Annotated in this window: 15 protein-coding genes; 12 read left to right on the top strand and 3 right to left on the bottom strand. The window is 71.1% G+C overall.

Features of this window, described 5'->3' with window-relative positions:
- Positions 1-30: 30 nt before the first annotated feature.
- The 3 genes from AC0NZQ_RS01925 to AC0NZQ_RS01915 all read right to left on the bottom strand — a co-directional run bounded on the left by AC0NZQ_RS01925 (position 31) and on the right by AC0NZQ_RS01915 (position 2,531).
- Positions 31-1,329 carry an adenylosuccinate synthase gene (locus tag AC0NZQ_RS01925; protein ID WP_474527947.1) on the bottom strand — a complete coding sequence of 433 codons (1,299 nt, stop codon included), beginning with the start codon at positions 1,327-1,329 and terminating at the stop codon, positions 31-33.
- 105 nt (positions 1,330-1,434) lie between these two features.
- Complete coding sequence (locus AC0NZQ_RS01920) at positions 1,435-1,974, bottom strand: helix-turn-helix domain-containing protein (protein WP_474527946.1); 540 nt, start codon at positions 1,972-1,974, stop codon at positions 1,435-1,437.
- Positions 1,971-2,531 carry a helix-turn-helix domain-containing protein gene (locus AC0NZQ_RS01915; RefSeq protein ID WP_474527945.1) on the bottom strand — a complete coding sequence of 187 codons (561 nt, stop codon included), beginning with the start codon at positions 2,529-2,531 and terminating at the stop codon, positions 1,971-1,973. The genes AC0NZQ_RS01920 and AC0NZQ_RS01915 overlap by 4 nt, the downstream gene beginning before the upstream one ends.
- Before the next feature lie 286 nt (positions 2,532-2,817).
- On the opposite strand from AC0NZQ_RS01915, the gene AC0NZQ_RS01910 reads away from it, so the two are divergent.
- The 12 genes from AC0NZQ_RS01910 to AC0NZQ_RS01855 all read left to right on the top strand — a co-directional run bounded on the left by AC0NZQ_RS01910 (position 2,818) and on the right by AC0NZQ_RS01855 (position 15,164).
- Entirely contained in the window at positions 2,818-4,389 is a 1,572-nt protein-coding gene (locus AC0NZQ_RS01910) for an ABC transporter substrate-binding protein (RefSeq protein ID WP_474527944.1), read from the top strand.
- Between the two features lie 130 nt (positions 4,390-4,519).
- Complete coding sequence (locus AC0NZQ_RS01905; RefSeq protein WP_474529394.1) at positions 4,520-5,530, top strand: ABC transporter permease; 1,011 nt, start codon at positions 4,520-4,522, stop codon at positions 5,528-5,530.
- 5 nt (positions 5,531-5,535) lie between these two features.
- Positions 5,536-6,438, top strand: coding sequence for an ABC transporter permease (locus AC0NZQ_RS01900; protein ID WP_474529393.1), 903 nt, complete (start codon positions 5,536-5,538; stop codon positions 6,436-6,438).
- A 4-nt stretch (positions 6,439-6,442) separates the two neighbouring features.
- On the top strand, positions 6,443-7,477 hold the full coding sequence (locus AC0NZQ_RS01895) for an ABC transporter ATP-binding protein (protein ID WP_474527943.1): 1,035 nt from the start codon (positions 6,443-6,445) through the stop codon (positions 7,475-7,477).
- A complete protein-coding gene (locus tag AC0NZQ_RS01890) occupies positions 7,474-8,481 on the top strand; it encodes an ABC transporter ATP-binding protein (RefSeq protein ID WP_474527942.1) in 1,008 nt (335 codons plus the stop codon). The genes AC0NZQ_RS01895 and AC0NZQ_RS01890 overlap by 4 nt, the downstream gene beginning before the upstream one ends.
- A gap of 23 nt (positions 8,482-8,504) precedes the next feature.
- Complete coding sequence (locus tag AC0NZQ_RS01885; RefSeq protein ID WP_474527941.1) at positions 8,505-9,020, top strand: DUF4440 domain-containing protein; 516 nt, start codon at positions 8,505-8,507, stop codon at positions 9,018-9,020.
- Positions 9,021-9,063: 43 nt separating this feature from the next.
- Positions 9,064-10,863 (top strand): 2-isopropylmalate synthase, encoded by a 1,800-nt coding sequence (locus AC0NZQ_RS01880; RefSeq protein WP_474527940.1) that lies wholly within the window; start codon positions 9,064-9,066, stop codon positions 10,861-10,863.
- The gene (locus tag AC0NZQ_RS01875; RefSeq protein WP_474527939.1) at positions 10,860-11,441 is read left to right on the top strand and encodes a MaoC family dehydratase; all 582 of its coding nucleotides are present in this window, start codon (positions 10,860-10,862) and stop codon (positions 11,439-11,441) included. The genes AC0NZQ_RS01880 and AC0NZQ_RS01875 overlap by 4 nt, the downstream gene beginning before the upstream one ends.
- Positions 11,438-12,397 carry an isopenicillin N synthase family dioxygenase gene (locus tag AC0NZQ_RS01870; RefSeq protein ID WP_474527938.1) on the top strand — a complete coding sequence of 320 codons (960 nt, stop codon included), beginning with the start codon at positions 11,438-11,440 and terminating at the stop codon, positions 12,395-12,397. Before AC0NZQ_RS01875 ends, AC0NZQ_RS01870 begins: the two co-directional genes overlap by 4 nt.
- Positions 12,394-13,275 (top strand): HpcH/HpaI aldolase/citrate lyase family protein, encoded by an 882-nt coding sequence (locus AC0NZQ_RS01865; RefSeq protein ID WP_474527937.1) that lies wholly within the window; start codon positions 12,394-12,396, stop codon positions 13,273-13,275. The genes AC0NZQ_RS01870 and AC0NZQ_RS01865 overlap by 4 nt, the downstream gene beginning before the upstream one ends.
- 34 nt (positions 13,276-13,309) lie before the next feature.
- Positions 13,310-14,230, top strand: a complete 921-nt coding sequence (locus AC0NZQ_RS01860; protein WP_474527936.1) for a hypothetical protein — start codon at positions 13,310-13,312, stop codon at positions 14,228-14,230.
- A 4-nt stretch (positions 14,231-14,234) separates the two neighbouring features.
- The gene (locus AC0NZQ_RS01855) at positions 14,235-15,164 is read left to right on the top strand and encodes an alpha/beta hydrolase (protein WP_474527935.1); all 930 of its coding nucleotides are present in this window, start codon (positions 14,235-14,237) and stop codon (positions 15,162-15,164) included.
- Positions 15,165-15,221 lie beyond the last annotated feature (57 nt).

Below are 15,221 nucleotides of genomic sequence, written 5' to 3'. Positions count from 1 at the left end.
GAGGAAAGGGGGTGGGGGAAGGGGGGTGGGTCAGCGGAGCAGGTCGCGGACGGCGATCGTCTCGTCCCGGCCCGGGCCGACGCCGATGGCCGAGATGGGCGCCTTGATCATCTTCTCGAGGGCGTCGACGTAGTCGCGGCAGTTCTTGGGCAGGTCGTCGAGGCTGCGGGCGGTGGAGATGTCCTCGTCCCAGCCGGGGAAGGTCTCGTAGATCGGGACGGCGCGGTCGAACTCGGCCTGGTTGGTCGGCATCTCGTCGTGGCGGACGCCGTCGATGTCGTAGGCGACGCAGACCGGGACCTCGGGCATCCCGGTGAGGACGTCGAGCTTGGTGAGGACGAAGTCGGTGACGCCGTTGATGCGGGTGGCGTAGCGGCCCACGACCGCGTCGAACCAGCCGCAGCGCCGCGGCCGCCCGGTGGTGGTGCCGAACTCGGCGCCGTTGTCGCGGAGCAGGTCGCCCTTGTCGTCGAGCAGCTCGGTGGGGAACGGACCCTCGCCGACGCGCGTGGTGTAGGCCTTGATGACCGCGATGACGCTGTGGATGCGGGTGGGCGGGATGCCGCTGCCGGTGCAGGCGCCGCCGGCCGTCGCGTTGGACGACGTGACGAACGGGTAGGTGCCGTGGTCGACGTCCAGCAGCGTCGCCTGGCCGGCCTCGAGGACGATCGTCTCGTCGCGGTCGAGCATCTGCTCCAGCAGCAGGGCGGTGTCGGTGACCATCGGCCGCAGCCGCTCGGCGTAGGACGACAGCTCGGCCACGACGGCGTCGACGTCGAAGGCCTTGCGGTTGTAGAGCTTGACCAGCACCTGGTTCTTGTTGTTCAGCGCGCCGCTGACCTTGGCACGCAAGACGTCGGTGTCGAAGAGGTCCTGCACGCGGATGCCGATGCGGGCCATCTTGTCGGCGTAGGTCGGACCGATGCCGCGGCCGGTTGTCCCGATCTTGGACTTGCCCAGGAAGCGTTCGGTGACCTGGTCCAGGGTGCGGTTGTAGGGCGCGATGACGTGCGCGGAGCTGCTGATCCGCAGCTTGGAGGTGTCGACGCCGCGGGCCTCGAGGCCGTCGATCTCCTCGAAGAGCACGCCGAGGTCGACGACGACGCCGTTGCCGATGATCGGGACGCAGCCCGGCGTGAGGATGCCCGAGGGCAGCAGGTGCAGCGCGTACTTCTGCCGCTGTTCTCCGCTGCCGATGACGATGGTGTGGCCGGCGTTGTTGCCGCCGTTGAACTTCACCACGCCGTCGATGCGGCTACCGAGCAGGTCGGTCGCCTTGCCCTTGCCCTCGTCGCCCCACTGGGCGCCCACCAGCACGATCGCGGGCATGCTCCACCTCGTTCGTCTGCGCCGGCCCGGTGCCGACGGCGGACTGCCGGCGCCGTCCGGCGCCCGGTCGTCGCACAGGGTATCCGTCTGGGCGGGTCCGGCTCGTCAGGTCTGCTTCGGGCAGCTCGACCAGACGGTGAGGCTGGGCGTCGGTGAGCTCCAGCTGACCTCACCGGGGAGGCTGACGTCGATCGCGTCGCCGCGGTGCAGTTCGTAGGGCTCGTCCTCGACGCGGAGGGTGATCGTCCCCTCCAGGACGTAGACGAAGAGGTCGCGTCCCTCCAGCGGCACCGTCGCGCTGCCGGAGTCCCCGGCGGCCGCGCGGATGACGGTGTTGTGCAGCTGCAGCATCGGGTGGCTGACCTGTACCTCGCCGTCGGCCGCGGGGATCTCGCCGGTGACGGCGAAGGGGCTGCCCTCGTCGGTGAGGACGGCCGGGATGCTGACGTCGAGCGCCTCGGTGAGGCGCGCCAGGACCGGCAGCGAGGGCAGGTTGACCCCGTTCTCGACCGCCGAGAGGTAGGAGACGGAGAGCCCGGCCCGCTGGGCGAGGACGGCCAGGGTCAGCTGCTGTTCCTTGCGCCGCAACCGCAGCCGCGCGCCGATCCGTCGCGCGAGCGAGGCATCGGCGCCGGTGACGGTCACAGCAGCGCCGGCGTCACGATCCAGAGGATCTGTGCCGCCCGGTCGGAGACCACCCGGAGCCGGTGATTCGGGTGGGACGAGTAGTGGATCATCTCGCCGGGGCCCAGCCGGTAGGTCGTGGTGTCGATCTGCAGTTCGATCTCGCCGTCGAGCATGACGAGGAAGCGCTCGCCGAAGAAGCTGTAGGTGGTGTCGGCGTCGGCGACGGCGAGGTCCTCGATGAGACCGGTGAAGGTGGGCGCCACCGACCGCGCCGACAGGATCGTGTACGTCTCATTGCTGCCCGCCGAGACGCGCAGGTGGTCCTCGCGATCGGCGCGGTGGACGTGGACGTGGCCGCGGACGGTCGTGGGGAAGAAGACCGACATGTCCGAGCCGAGGACGGCCGCGATCGTCGCCAGCGAGCTCAGCGACGGCGCCGTGGCCCCCCGCTCGACGCTGGAGATGTAGCCGTCGGTGAGGCCGGCGCGGTCGGCGAGTTCGGCGAGCGTGAGGCCCCGTGCCTGTCGAAGCAGGCGGAGCTGCCGGCCCGCCGTTTCGATGACTTCGTCGACCACGGCTGCGGTACTTCCTCTCTCGTCACAGGGCCGTCGGACCGCACGAGCGCTGTGCGGACGGGCGTGACGGGCTCGATTCTGCCTGTCCTGCCCCGCGGCCCGACGTGGGCCGCACGTTACGGCCAGATCAACTCCCTAGCTACCCGTTGACAGCCGCCGTGGAGCGAATTTAGTGTCCTGCGCTACAAGACAACATCCTCTGTGACAGGAATCCTGTCCTGGTGGAGTGTTTCCCGCCAGACCGTAGCGGCCGAGGGGTCGCGCGGCTACCGCCTTCGGGGGTTTCGTGAAATTTCGTCTGATCGGCCTGGTCTGTGTCGGAGCCGGGGTGCTCGGCTCGGTGGCCGCCTGTGGCAGCGGTGGGGCTGACACCTCGGCCGGCGGCAGCACCCTGATCGTCGAGACGTCCTTCAACCTCAAGACCAGCGACCCCGGCCGGATGTTCGAGCCGACCGGCCTGCTCATCGACCGCGCCGTCTACGACACGTTGCTGACGTTCAAGAACGGCGACATGACCAAGCCGGTGCCGGACCTCGCGTCGTCCTACACCGCCTCGGCGGACGCGAAGAAGTACACCTTCACGCTCCGCAAGGGCGCGGTCTTCGCCGACGGCACGCCGGTCACCGCCGCCGACGTCGTCTTCTCGCTGCAGCGCGTCGCGAACCTCAAGGGCAACCCGTCGTTCCTGATGAGCGGCATCACCGCCAGCGCCCCCAACAGCAGCACCGTGGTGCTGACCTCGGCGACGCCCAACCCGGCGATCCCCTTCATCGTCCCGAACCCGGCGCTGGGCATCGTCAACTCCAAGCAGGTCAAGGCCGCGGGCGGCACGGACGCCTCCGGCGCCGACAAGAGCGACAAGGCCGAGTCCTCGCTGAACAAGACTTCGGCCGGCTCCGGCCCGTACGTGCTGGAGAGCTTCAGCGCCGCCAGCAGCGTCGAGCTCAAGCGCAACCCGAAGTACTGGGGACCCAAACCCAAGTACGAGAGCATCGTGGTGCGCAACGTCGCGGCCAACGTGCAGAAGCTCAACGTCCTCAAGGGCGCTTCGCAGATCGCCGTCGACCTCTCCCCGGCGCAGGCGCAGGGCATCACCGGCGTCAACGTCCAGCGCGGGGCCTCGCCCAACGTCTTCTTCGTCTACACCAACGAGAGCTCGGCGGTCTCGAAGGCCACGAGCAACCCGTACTTCCAGGAAGCCGTCCGCTACGGCATCGACTACCAGGGCCTGCTGCAGCTGGCCGGCAAGGGCTCGGTCCAGGCCGCCGGCGTCATCCCCAGCATGTTCCTCGGCAGCCTCCCCGCCTCGCAGGGCGTCAAGCGGGACGTGAGCCGGGCCAAGGCCGCGCTGGCCAAGTCCGGGCTGGGACGGCCGACCGTGACCATGTCCTACCCGAGCGACCTGCAGGTCAACGGCCTGAACTTCGGTGACCTCGCCGCCCGGGTGAAGCAGAACCTCGCCGATGTCGGCATCACCGTGGACCTCAAGCCGGCACCGACGCAGACCGCCCTGGACACGTACCGCAACGGCAAGGACCAGATGGGTCTCTGGTACTGGGGCCCGGACTTCCCGGACCCGAGCGACTACCTGGTCTTCCTCCCCGGCGCCACCGTCGGCGAGCGGGCCAAGTGGGGCAAGGGTGCCGACCCGACCCTGGAGGCGCTGGGCACCAAGGCGCAGCAGACCACCGACAGCAACACCCGGCAGACGATGTACGAGCAGATCCAGCGGGAGCTCAACGAGAAGAGCCCGTTCATGCCGCTGATCCAGCCCGCCCAGCTGCTCGTCAGCGCGAAGTCCGTCTCCAACGTCCACTCGAACGCCCTGTGGGAGCTGGACCTCAGTGCCGTCCGCTGACGCCCCCGCGCCGGCCGCTCCGGCCGGCGCGGGGCTCGCCCCGGTGCCACCTGCCGGCGGCGAGGGCGGGATCGGGGCCGAGGCGGCCCCGATCACCCGCTCCGCCTCCCGGCAGGGGCGCGCCGACCTGATGCGCTACCTGGTGCGTCGGATCGCCATCGGCCTGGTGCTGGTCATCGGCACGACGCTGATCGCCTTCCTGCTCACGCAGCTGGTGCCGGGCGATCCGGCGGCGGCCAACCTCGGGCAGCAGGCGATCAACGACCCGGCGGCGGTCGCCGCGTTCCGGGAGCAGAACGGTCTCGACCGGCCGCTGCCCATGCAGTACCTGATCTACCTCGGCAACCTGGTGCAGGGCGACTTCGGCACCTCGCAGCAGAGTCACCGGCCGGTGAGCACCGACCTCGCCGAGTTCGTCCCCGCCACCGCCGAGCTCGCCCTCTTCGCCATCGGCGTGAGTTTGCTGCTCGGAGTCACCTTCGGCGTCGTCGCCGCGCTCACCCGCGACCGGTGGCCCGACCAGATCCTGCGGGTCGTCAGCCTGGCCGGCGTCTCGGCGCCGACGTTCTGGATCGCCCTCGTCGCCTTCTACGTCTTCTTCTTCAAGCTGGGCTGGGCGCCGGGTGGCGGTCGTCTCGACCCGGGGCAGGCGCCACCACACCACGTCACCGGGATGTACACCGTCGACGCCCTGCTGCAGGGCAACTGGAGCCTCTTCACCTCGGCGCTGGGACACATCGTGCTGCCGGGTCTGGTGCTGGCCATCTACACCGTCGGCATGCTGCTGCGCTTCACCCGGGCCTCCGTCCTCGAGGTCGTCGGCAGCGACTACATCCGGGCGGCACGGGCCAAGGGCCTGCCGGAGCGAGTGGTGGTGACGCGCCACATCCTGCGGCCCGCCCTGGTCGGCATCATCACCGTCGCCGGCGTCGCCTTCGGCAGCCTGCTCTCGGGCACCGTCCTCGTCGAGAACATCTTCGGCTGGCCCGGCATCGGCCAGTACGCCTTCCGCAGCGCCACCAACCTCGACCTGCCCGCGATCATGGGAGTCAGCGTGGTCGTCGCCACCGTCTACATCGCCATCAACATCGCCGTCGACGTCCTCTACGGCGTCATCGACCCGCGGATCCGGCTCTCGTGACGGCGCTGGACATCGCGGCGTCGCGTGCGGAGCGGCCGAGCGCGTGGCGGGGCCGGCGGCAGCGTCGCGCCGAGGCCCGCAACGCCCGCTCGCCCTGGCGTCAGCCGCTGGCCCTGGTCGGCCTCGGTGTCGTGATCATCTGGACGTTGGTGGCCGTCTTCGCGCCGCTCATCGCCCCGGACAGCCCGCTCGCGCAGCACAGCGCGCTCTTCCTCCCCCCGGATGCGCAGCACTGGTTCGGCACCGACGAGCTCGGCCGTGACGTCTTCAGCCGGGTCGTCTTCGGCACCCGCATCACGCTGCCGCTGGCCGCGCTGCTCGTCGCCGCCTCCATGATCATCGGCGGCGTCCTCGGCGGTCTGGCCGGCCTGCTCGGCGGGGCGGTGGACACCACGATCATGCGCATCGCCGACCTCGTCTTCGCCTTCCCCGGCATCATCCTGGCGATGGCGGTCACCGCCGCGCTGGGACCGGAGCTGCGCAACGCAGTCATCGCGGTGATCATCGTGAGCTGGCCGATCTACGCCCGGCTGGTGCGCGGCCTGGTGCTGTCGGCCCGCACCAGCCAGTACGTCATCAGCAGCAGGCTGCTCGGCGCCACCTCGTGGCGCACGCTGCTGGTGGACATCCGCCCCAACGTCGCCGGGCCCGTCCTGGTGATGGCCGCGCTGGACATGGGCAACGCGATCCTGCTGCTCTCCGGCCTCTCCTTCCTCGGGCTCGGGGCGCAGCCGCCGGCCGCCGAATGGGGCGCCATGGTCGCCGCCGGCTCCACCAACTTCGACAAGTGGTGGATCAGCCTCTTCCCCGGCCTGGCCATCCTCACCGTCGTGCTCGCCTTCAACTTCGTCGGCGACACCCTGCGCGACGCCCTCGACCCGCGCACTGCTCGTGCGCTCCGGACGTGACGCCATGACCCTCTCCACCCCGACGAGCGAGCCGGCCACCGAGTCGAGCGCCGGCACCGGCCGGCTGCTCGAGGTCACCGACCTCACCGTCAGCCTGCCGACCAAGTCCGGGCACCGCGCCGCCGTCGACGGCGTCAGCTTCGGCATCGACCGCGGCGCCATCCTCGGCCTGGCCGGCGAGAGCGGCAGCGGCAAGACGATGACGGCGATGGCGATGCTGGGGCTGCTGCCCCACGGCGCCCGCACCGGCGGCTCGATCCGGCTGGACGGCACCGAGCTGCGGGACATGTCGCAGCGGTCGCTGCGTGACATCCGGGGGCGGCGGATCGCGCTGATCTCCCAGGACCCGGCCACCAGCCTGCACCCGATGCTCTCGGTCGGCACCCAGCTCACCGAGCACATGCGGCACCACCTGGGACTCTCCAAGGACGCCGCCCGCCGCCGGGCCGTCGAGCTGCTCACCACGGTCCGCATCCCCAACCCGGAGCAGGCGCTGGACGCCCACCCGGCGGTCTTCTCCGGCGGCATGCGCCAGCGCATCGCCATCGCCTCGGCGCTGGCCTGCGACCCGGACGTCCTGCTCGCCGACGAGCCCACCACTGCCCTCGATGTCACCGTCCAGGCCGGCATCCTGCGGCTGCTGGACCGGCTGCGCCGCGAGCGGGGTCTGGCCGTCCTCATCATCACCCACGACCTCGGCGTCCTCTCGGCGATCGCCGACGACATCTGCGTCATGTACGGCGGTCGCATCGTCGAGCGGGGGACGCGCGAGGGCGTGCTGAGCCGACCGGCGCACCCGTACACCCGGGCGCTGCTCGACGCGCTGCCCCACCCCGAGACACCGAACAGCACGCTGCGTCCGATCCCCGGCAGCCCGCCGGCGCTCGGCGCCATCCCCGACGGCTGCGCCTTCGAGCCGCGCTGCTCGCTCAGCGTCGCGGCCTGCAGCGAACGGCGGCCGCCGCTGACGCGGGTCACCGACGCGGTCCCCGGCCACGAGGCCGCGTGCCTGGTGACGGCGGGGGAGGAAGGGCGATGACCGGCGTGCAGGAGCAGCAGGCGAGCGTCGCGGTGCGCCGCGACTCGGTGCTCGAGGCCAGCGGCGTCTGCGTCGACTACGGCCCGCGGCGACGCCGGGTCCGCGCGGTCGACGGCGTCAGCCTCGAGGTGCGGCCGGGCGAAGTCCTCGGCCTGGTGGGCGAGTCCGGCTGCGGCAAGTCCTCGCTGGGTCGCGCGCTGGTGGGGCTGGAGCCCGCCGCCGAGGGGAGCGTCCGCTTCGAGGGTCACGACGTGACACCGCTGTCGCGGCGCCGTCGCCCCGACGAGCTGCGGCCGCTGCAGATGGTCTTCCAGGATCCGTACGCCTCGCTCAACCCACGCCGCAAGGTGGGCGACCTGATCGCCGACGGGGTGCGGCTGCGCGGCGGTCCGCGCCGTGAGGCCGCCTCGCTGCCGGCCGAGCTGCTGGTGCGCGTCGGCCTCGCCGCGGACGCGGTGGAGCGGTACCCGCACGAGTTCAGCGGTGGCCAGCGGCAGCGCATCGCGATCGCCCGGACGCTGGCGGCACGGCCGTCCTGCATCGTGGCCGACGAGCCGATCAGCGCGCTCGACGCCTCGGCGCAGGCGCAGGTCGCCAACCTGTTGCTCGCCCTGGCCAAGGAAGACGGCATGGCCATGGTCTTCATCAGCCACGACCTGTCGGTGGTCCGGCAGATCGCCGATCGCGTCGCGGTGATGTACCTCGGCCGGATCGTCGAGCTCGGCGACACCGGCACGGTGTGGGGTGCCCCCGAGCACCCGTACACCGAGGCGCTCGTCTCGGCCATCCCGCGCGCCGACGGTCTCGGCACGCTGCCGCTGGACCTGCCCGGCGACGTGCCTGACCCGGCCGCGCCGCCGACCGGTTGCCGATTCCATCCCCGCTGCCCGCTCGCCGAGGACCGCTGTCGCGACCTCGACCCGCGGCTGGCCGCGGTCCCGTCCGCACCCGAGAGGGCAGCCGCCTGCCTCGTCCGGGTGCCCGACGCCGCCCCCTCGTCATGACGTCCCGGAGGTCTTCTGTGTGGTTGAGCAATGTCGTCGTCGCCGCCGGCGACGACGTGACCCGTCCCGGCTGCTGGGTGGAGGTCGTCCCCACCGGCCGGGTGCGGGTGCCGGCGGACGGCCCGCCGGCCGACGCCGTGGTGGTCGACGCCGGTGGCGTCGCCGTCGACCCACTGCCCTTCGAGCCGATCGCCGAGGCGCTGGTCGAGGCCATCGTCAGCGGTGACCGCGAGGCGGCGGCCGCCCTCTACGCCGACGACCTCGTCGTCTGGCACAACCACGACGGCATCGAACGGGACCGCACCGAGAGCCTGGAGCTGATCAGCAACCTCGGCACCGACCTGGTCTCGTTCGCCGCCAAGGACGTCCGTCGCGACCACCTCGCCGACGGCTACGTCCAGCGCACCACCTTCCACCTCGTCAGCGCCGACGGCGCCGACGAGCAGGTCGACACCATGATGCGCGTCTGGGTCCGGGACGCGCAGATCACCCGCATCGAGGAATACGCCGTCGGCGACTCCGCCGGCGTCGGTTCCTGAGCGGCACTCCGACACACCCCGCAGCTGGAGAGGACGCAGACCGATGACCCCCGTGACGACGTTGCACGACCTCGCACCCGACGCGCAGCCCTGGTGGAACCGGCAGCGGGCCACGGCGATGCCGGTGCACCGGTACCGCGAGCCCCGCGCCGCGGCACCGCTGGACCCCGCCACCCGCACCTGGCTCGACACCCCGCTGCAGCGGGCGCCGCTGTGGAGTTCGGTCGACCTGCGCGACGGCAACCAGGCGCTGGCCAACCCCATGGACCGGCATCGCAAGCTGGCCATGTTCGACCTCCTGGTCTCGATGGGCTTCAAGGACATCGAGGTCGGCTACCCGTCGGCCAGCGAGGCCGAGTTCGACTTCGTCCGGCACCTCATCGAGCGTGATCTGGTCCCCGACGACGTCACCATCACGGTCTTCACCCCGGCCAAGCCGGAGCTGATCGACCGCACCTTCGACGCGGTGCGCGGCAGCGACCGCGCCATCGTCCACCTCTGCCACGCCACCGCCTGCCTGTGGCGCGACGTCGTCTTCGGCATGCCGGCCTCGGCCGTGCTGGACCTCGCCCGCACCAGCGCCGAGCAGCTGGTCCGGCTCGCCGACCGGCGTCCGGAGCAGCTGCGCTTCGAGTACTCGCCGGAGACCTTCAACGTCACCGAGCCGGAGTTCGCACTCGAGATCAGCAACCTCGTCGCCGAGGTGGTGGACGCGACCCCCGACCGGCCGCTCACGCTGAACCTGCCCAGCACCGTCGAGACCGACTCGCCGGACTACTTCGCCGACCAGATCCAGTGGATGCACGAGTCGCTGGACCGTCGCGACTCGATCATCCTCTCCGTCCACCCGCACAACGACCGCGGGACGGCGGTGGCCGCCGCCGAGTACGCCCTGGCCGCCGGCGCCGACCGCGTCGAGGGGACGCTCTTCGGCAACGGCGAGCGCACCGGCAACGTCTGCCTGGTCACCCTGGCCATGAACCTCTTCAGCCGCGGCATCGACCCGCAGCTCGACATCTCCGACATCGGCCGGATCCGCGATGTCGTCGAGCGCTGCAACGAGATGCCCGTCCACGCCCGGCACCCCTACGCCGGCGACCTCGTCTTCACCGCCTTCTCCGGCACCCACCAGGACGCCGTCGCCAAGGGGCTGGCCGCCCTGGACGAGACGGCGGCCGCCTCCGGCCGCGACGTCCGGGACCTGCCGTGGAGCGTCCCGTACCTGCCGATCGACCCCCGCGACGTCGGTCGCAGCTACGAGGCGATCATCAGGGTCAACAGCCAGTCCGGCAAGGGCGGCATCGCCCACCTGCTGCGCACCGAGCGCGGGCTGGAGCTGCCGGTCGCGCTGCGCAAGGACTTCGCCAAGATCGTCCAACACGTCACCGACGTCACCGGCAACGAGGTCTCCAGCTCGCGCCTCTGGGACCTCTTCCACGCCGAGTACTGCGAGCTGGACAGCGGGGTCACCGTCCGCACCCGCTGCGGTGACGGCAGCGACGTCTTCGTCACCGTCCCCGGCCTCGGCACCCTCGCCGTCCCGGCCACCGGGGTGCCCCACGAGCTCTGCGCGGCGCTGGCCGAGCACGGCGTCCACGTCGAGCTGACCGAGCTGGTGCTCGGCGAGACCGTCGGCGGACCCACCGCCGGTCAGTCGGTGGGCTACGCCGCCATCTCGCTGCCGGGCGGCGAGCGGCCGGTGTGGGGCGTCGGCCTCTCGTCGTCGCAGCCGCTGGCCGGGACCCGTGCCGTCCTCGCCGCGCTGCGCCGTGCCGGCGTCCTGGTGGAGCGCGCCGGGCCCGAGAAGCAGCACGCCGTCGTCGTCCGGCAGGCGAGCGCATGACCGCCGTCGACTCGCCGGTCACCGCGACGGGAACGAACGCGACGGGACCGACCGGCTACCTGCGGCTCGGCCCCGGCCGCTACCGGGAGGACGCCGGCCTGGGTTTCGCCGACTTCGTCGTCGGTGACGTCTACGAGCACCGTCCCGGCCGCACCGTCCTGGACGCCGACAACGTCTGGGGCTCGCTGCTGAGCCACAACCAGCACCCGCTGCACATCGACGCCGTCTACGCCGGCGCCACCGAGTTCGGCCGGATGTTGGTCTCCAGCCTCGTCACCTTCAGCATCGTCAACGGCATGACCGTGCGGACGGTGAGCCAGCGCGCGGTCGCCAACCTCGGCTGGGACGCCGTCCGGCTCACCGCGCCGGTCTTCGTCGGCGACACCCTCACCGCCGAGAGCACCGTCGTCGCGCTGCGCCCCTCGGCCAGCCGCCCCGGCCACGGCGTCGTCACCGTCCACACCGTCGGCCGCAACCAGGACGGCGTCGTCGTCATCGAGTTCGACCGCACCCTGCTCGCCGGCCCCCGAGACGCCGGCGTCACCCCAGACCCCGAATCCGGACAGGAGTCCTCATGAGCGCCATCCCCGTGATCGACCTGCGTGGCACCGACGACCCGACGCAGGAGGCCCGCGTCGCGGACGAGATCTCGCGTGCCTGCACCGAGGTCGGCTTCTTCGTCATCCGCGGCCACGGCATCGACAAGGCGATCTTCGACAACGCCTACGAGCTCTCGAAGAAGTTCTTCGCGCGGCCGGTCGAGGACAAGAACAAGTACCCGATGCAGACGAGCACCGCACGCGGCGACAACGACTACAGCCCCTACGGCTACAGCGCCCTGCTCAGCGAGAACGCCTTCGCCTACACCGGCCGCCCCGGCATGCCCTCGGACTACGTCGAGAAGCTCAGCGTCGGCCGCCTCGTGCTGGACGACGACGAGCCGCTGCCGCTGCCCACCGACGCCGAGGGCGCCGCGCTGCGGGCCGCGCTGCGGGACTACTTCGCCGCCTGCGAGGGGCTCTCCGGCCGGGTCGCCGAGCTGCTCACCATCGCCCTCGAGCTGCCGCGCGACTTCTTCGCCACCCGGACCGACCAGTCCAACGACTCGCTGCGGTCGCAGTACTACCCCGGCGTGCAGGCCGAGTTCCTCAACGACCAGGGCATGGGTGAGCACACCGACGGCACGTTGATCACGCTGCTCACCCAGGACGGCCCCGGCCTGCAGCTGCGTGACCTCACCGGCCGGTGGCTGGACATCGACGTCGCCGAGCGCGACTCGTTCATCGTCAACATCGGAGACCTGATGGCGCGGTGGTCCAACGACGAGTACGTCTCGACGCCGCACCGCGTCCGGCTCACCGACCAGGGCCGGCAGTCGATCGTCTTCTTCAAGCTGGCCAACGACGACGCCCTCATCGAGGCCTTCCCGAAGTTCGTCCGCGACGGTGCCGCCAAGTACGAGCCGATCCGCTACGAGACCTTCTCGCTGGAGAAGATGAACGCCCTCTTCGGGCGGGACGAGGTCAAGTCGTGACGATCGACCCCTGCCTGTTCTACGCGCCGGCGCTGCGGGTGGACTCGGTGCTGAAGGGGTTGCCCTTCGAGATCGGCACCGCCGCCCTGGTGCTGGACTTCGAGGACTCCATCCCGAAGGCCTCCAAGCCTGCGGCGCGGGCCCGGCTCGCCGACCCGGACCTCGACCTGACCGTCCTGGGGCTCAGCGGCGTCACCATGCGCCTGAACAGCCTCGCCACGCCCGACGGCCTGGCCGACATCCAGTTCCTGCTGGCGCAGGACGCCACCGTCGGCGGGCTGCCGGTGGAGCGCGTGCTGGTGCCGAAGGTCAACGCCGGCAGCGACGTCGCGTTCTACCGGTCGCTGCTCGCCGACGTGACCCGGCCGCCGCTGATCTCCTCGTTCATCGAGACCGTGGACGCGGTCGAGAACGCCTTCGACATCGCGGCGGCCAGTGACGGCCTCTGCTTCGGCCAGGCTGATCTCTCCGCCGAGATGTACGCCCCCGACGCGACCTACCTGGCGATCGCCCGCAGCCGGCTCTGCGTCGCCGCGGCCAAGTACGGACTGCCGGCGATCGACACCAACTCCTTCGAGCTCTGGGACATGGACGTCGTCCGCGCCCAGTCCCAGGCCGCGAAGGACTGCGGCTTCACCGGCAAGGCCGCGATCCACCCCAAGCAGGTCGCCACCCTCATCGACGTCTTCGGCGTCCGCGACGAGGACCTCGCGACCTACCGCAGCACCATCGCCGACTACGAGGCCAACGAGCGTGGCTTCGCGGTCTCCAAGGACCGCATCCTGGCGCCCCCGTTCGTCCTCAAAGCCCGCCGGATGCTGCGCCTCTACGACGGCGCGACCACCACCGAGCACCGTCGGCCGACTCCCGTCGGCTGATCCACACACCCAACGCATCAGTCCCGGAGGAGAAATGTCCAAGAACCCCGCTGAGCTCGTCGCCGACGCCAAGGTCGACGTCTCCGAATTCGACGCGGAGCTGCGTGACGGCAAGCTGGTCGCCGTCGGCACGGCGCTGCGCGATCGCATCGCCGCCCTGGTGGCCGACGGCGACGGCCTGGCGCTCTGCCACGGCGTCGCCGCGCTGCTGAGCAAGCACGGCCTCGACATCCACGACGAGGCGGACGCGCTGCTGGCCCGCGACTACCTGGAGTCGGTGTTCCGCGACTTCGCCGCCACCGCCGATGTCGCGTCGCACAGCCCCGTCGTCATGGGCTACGACCAGGTCGCCGCCATGGACGTCGACGGCTACAACAAGAACACCTCGTTCACCCCGAACAGCGACCACACCGAGTCGCGCGAGTTCCTCACCACCAAGTGCGTGCACTTCGACGCGGCGACGACCTTCATCGGCAACGTCTACGGTCCGAACACCAACATCGACGGCGGCGAGCCGATCGTCTGCAACACCCGCGACTTCCTCGCCGCGAGCGGTGTCGCGCCGGGTGAGCTGATCGAACTCATGCCGCACAGCTACAACGTCGCCGTCAAGGAGCAGTACGTGCCGGCCATCCTGGCCGACCACGCCGCGACCGTCGACATCGACCTGCTCAACGACATGGTGATGGTCGTCCTCAACAACGAGGTGGACGGCGGGCTCGCGCACGCCGGCAGCGCACCGACGCTCGCCGACCCGAGCAAGCCGGGCAAGCGCCCGCTGCGCCACATCGAGCTGCAGTTCGCCGACGGTGCCAACCTCGGCACCTGGTACGACCACTACGGCCTGGAGATGCCCGAGGTGAAGATGAGCGTGCCGGAGCGCGACGCCGCCGACTACGACCGCTACCACCGGGGCGTCGACGACCTGGTGGCCTCCGGCCCCGCGCAGGGCTGAGCCCATGGCGATCTCGGACACCACGCTGCGCAGCCCCGACGTCCCGGCGATGTCGCCGGCCGACGACGCCGAGTTGGCCGTCCTGCTCGAGGCTCTCGAGGCGGACGTCTGGCCGGACGACTTCGTCGCGGCACGTGACTTCTACGACGCCTGGGGCACACCGGTGGCCGAGGACATCGCCGTCACGACACAGGACCTCGGCGGCGTGACGAGCTACCTCGCCACGCCGCCGGGGGCCGACCCCGGCCGGATCGGCCTGTGGCTGCACGGTGGCGGTTACGTCTACGGCTCGCAGCGCAGCCACGGCAGCATGATCGCCGAGGTCGCGCGGGCCGCGGGCTTCGCCATCAGCCACCTGCAGTACCGGCGCGCGCCGGAGCACCGATACCCGGCGGCACTGCTCGACGCCGTCGCCGCCTACCGCAGCCTGCTGGACGACGGGTGGGACCCGCAGGCTGTCAGCATCATCGGTGACTCCGCCGGCGGCGGGCTGCTGCTGGCGACGCTGCTGCACCTGCGTGATCACGGGGTTCCGCTCCCCGGCGCCGCGGCCTGCATCTCGCCGTGGGTCGACATGCTCGGCACCGGCGAGACCTTCACGACCAACGAGGCCATCGACCCGCTCATCAGCAGGAACGTGGTCGGTCTGGTCAAGGACGCCTACCTCGGCGACGTCTCACCGCGGACGCCCTACGCCTCGCCGCTCTACGGCGAGGTGGACGGGTTCCCGCCGGTGCTCATCCAGGTCGGTGAGCGCGAGATGCTGCTCAGCGACGCCGAGCGCTTCGCCGGCAAGCTGCGTGACGCCGGCAGCCCGGTGACCCTCGAGGTCTGGCCCGGCATGGTCCACGTCTGGCACATGCACCACACCCGGTTGGCGAAGGGCCGCGAGGGCATCGCCCGGCTCGGCGCCTTCCTGCGCTCGCCCGGATGACCTCCGTTCCGCGAGCCGCGCACCGAGTCCCGGCACCACTCTCCGAAAGGACGACGG

Source organism: Jatrophihabitans sp. sgz311053 (assembly GCF_056135305.1).
Note: the sequence above shows the minus strand (reverse complement) of the source record. Positions and strands in the feature narration are given on the sequence as shown.

Bases quoted from the DNA above. Each gene is read 5' to 3' on its own strand.
- AC0NZQ_RS01890 (WP_474527942.1), top strand. From the start codon at position 7,474: ATGACCGGCGTGCAGGAGCAGCAGGCGAGCGTCGCGGTGCGCCGCGAC.
- AC0NZQ_RS01860 (WP_474527936.1), top strand. From the start codon at position 13,310: ATGTCCAAGAACCCCGCTGAGCTCGTCGCCGACGCCAAGGTCGACGTC.
- AC0NZQ_RS01875 (WP_474527939.1), top strand. From the start codon at position 10,860: ATGACCGCCGTCGACTCGCCGGTCACCGCGACGGGAACGAACGCGACG.
- AC0NZQ_RS01880 (WP_474527940.1), top strand. From the start codon at position 9,064: ATGACCCCCGTGACGACGTTGCACGACCTCGCACCCGACGCGCAGCCC.
- AC0NZQ_RS01895 (WP_474527943.1), top strand. From the start codon at position 6,443: ATGACCCTCTCCACCCCGACGAGCGAGCCGGCCACCGAGTCGAGCGCC.
- AC0NZQ_RS01855 (WP_474527935.1), top strand. From the start codon at position 14,235: ATGGCGATCTCGGACACCACGCTGCGCAGCCCCGACGTCCCGGCGATG.
- AC0NZQ_RS01925 (WP_474527947.1), bottom strand. From the start codon at position 1,329: ATGCCCGCGATCGTGCTGGTGGGCGCCCAGTGGGGCGACGAGGGCAAG.
- AC0NZQ_RS01905 (WP_474529394.1), top strand. From the start codon at position 4,520: ATGCGCTACCTGGTGCGTCGGATCGCCATCGGCCTGGTGCTGGTCATC.
- AC0NZQ_RS01870 (WP_474527938.1), top strand. From the start codon at position 11,438: ATGAGCGCCATCCCCGTGATCGACCTGCGTGGCACCGACGACCCGACG.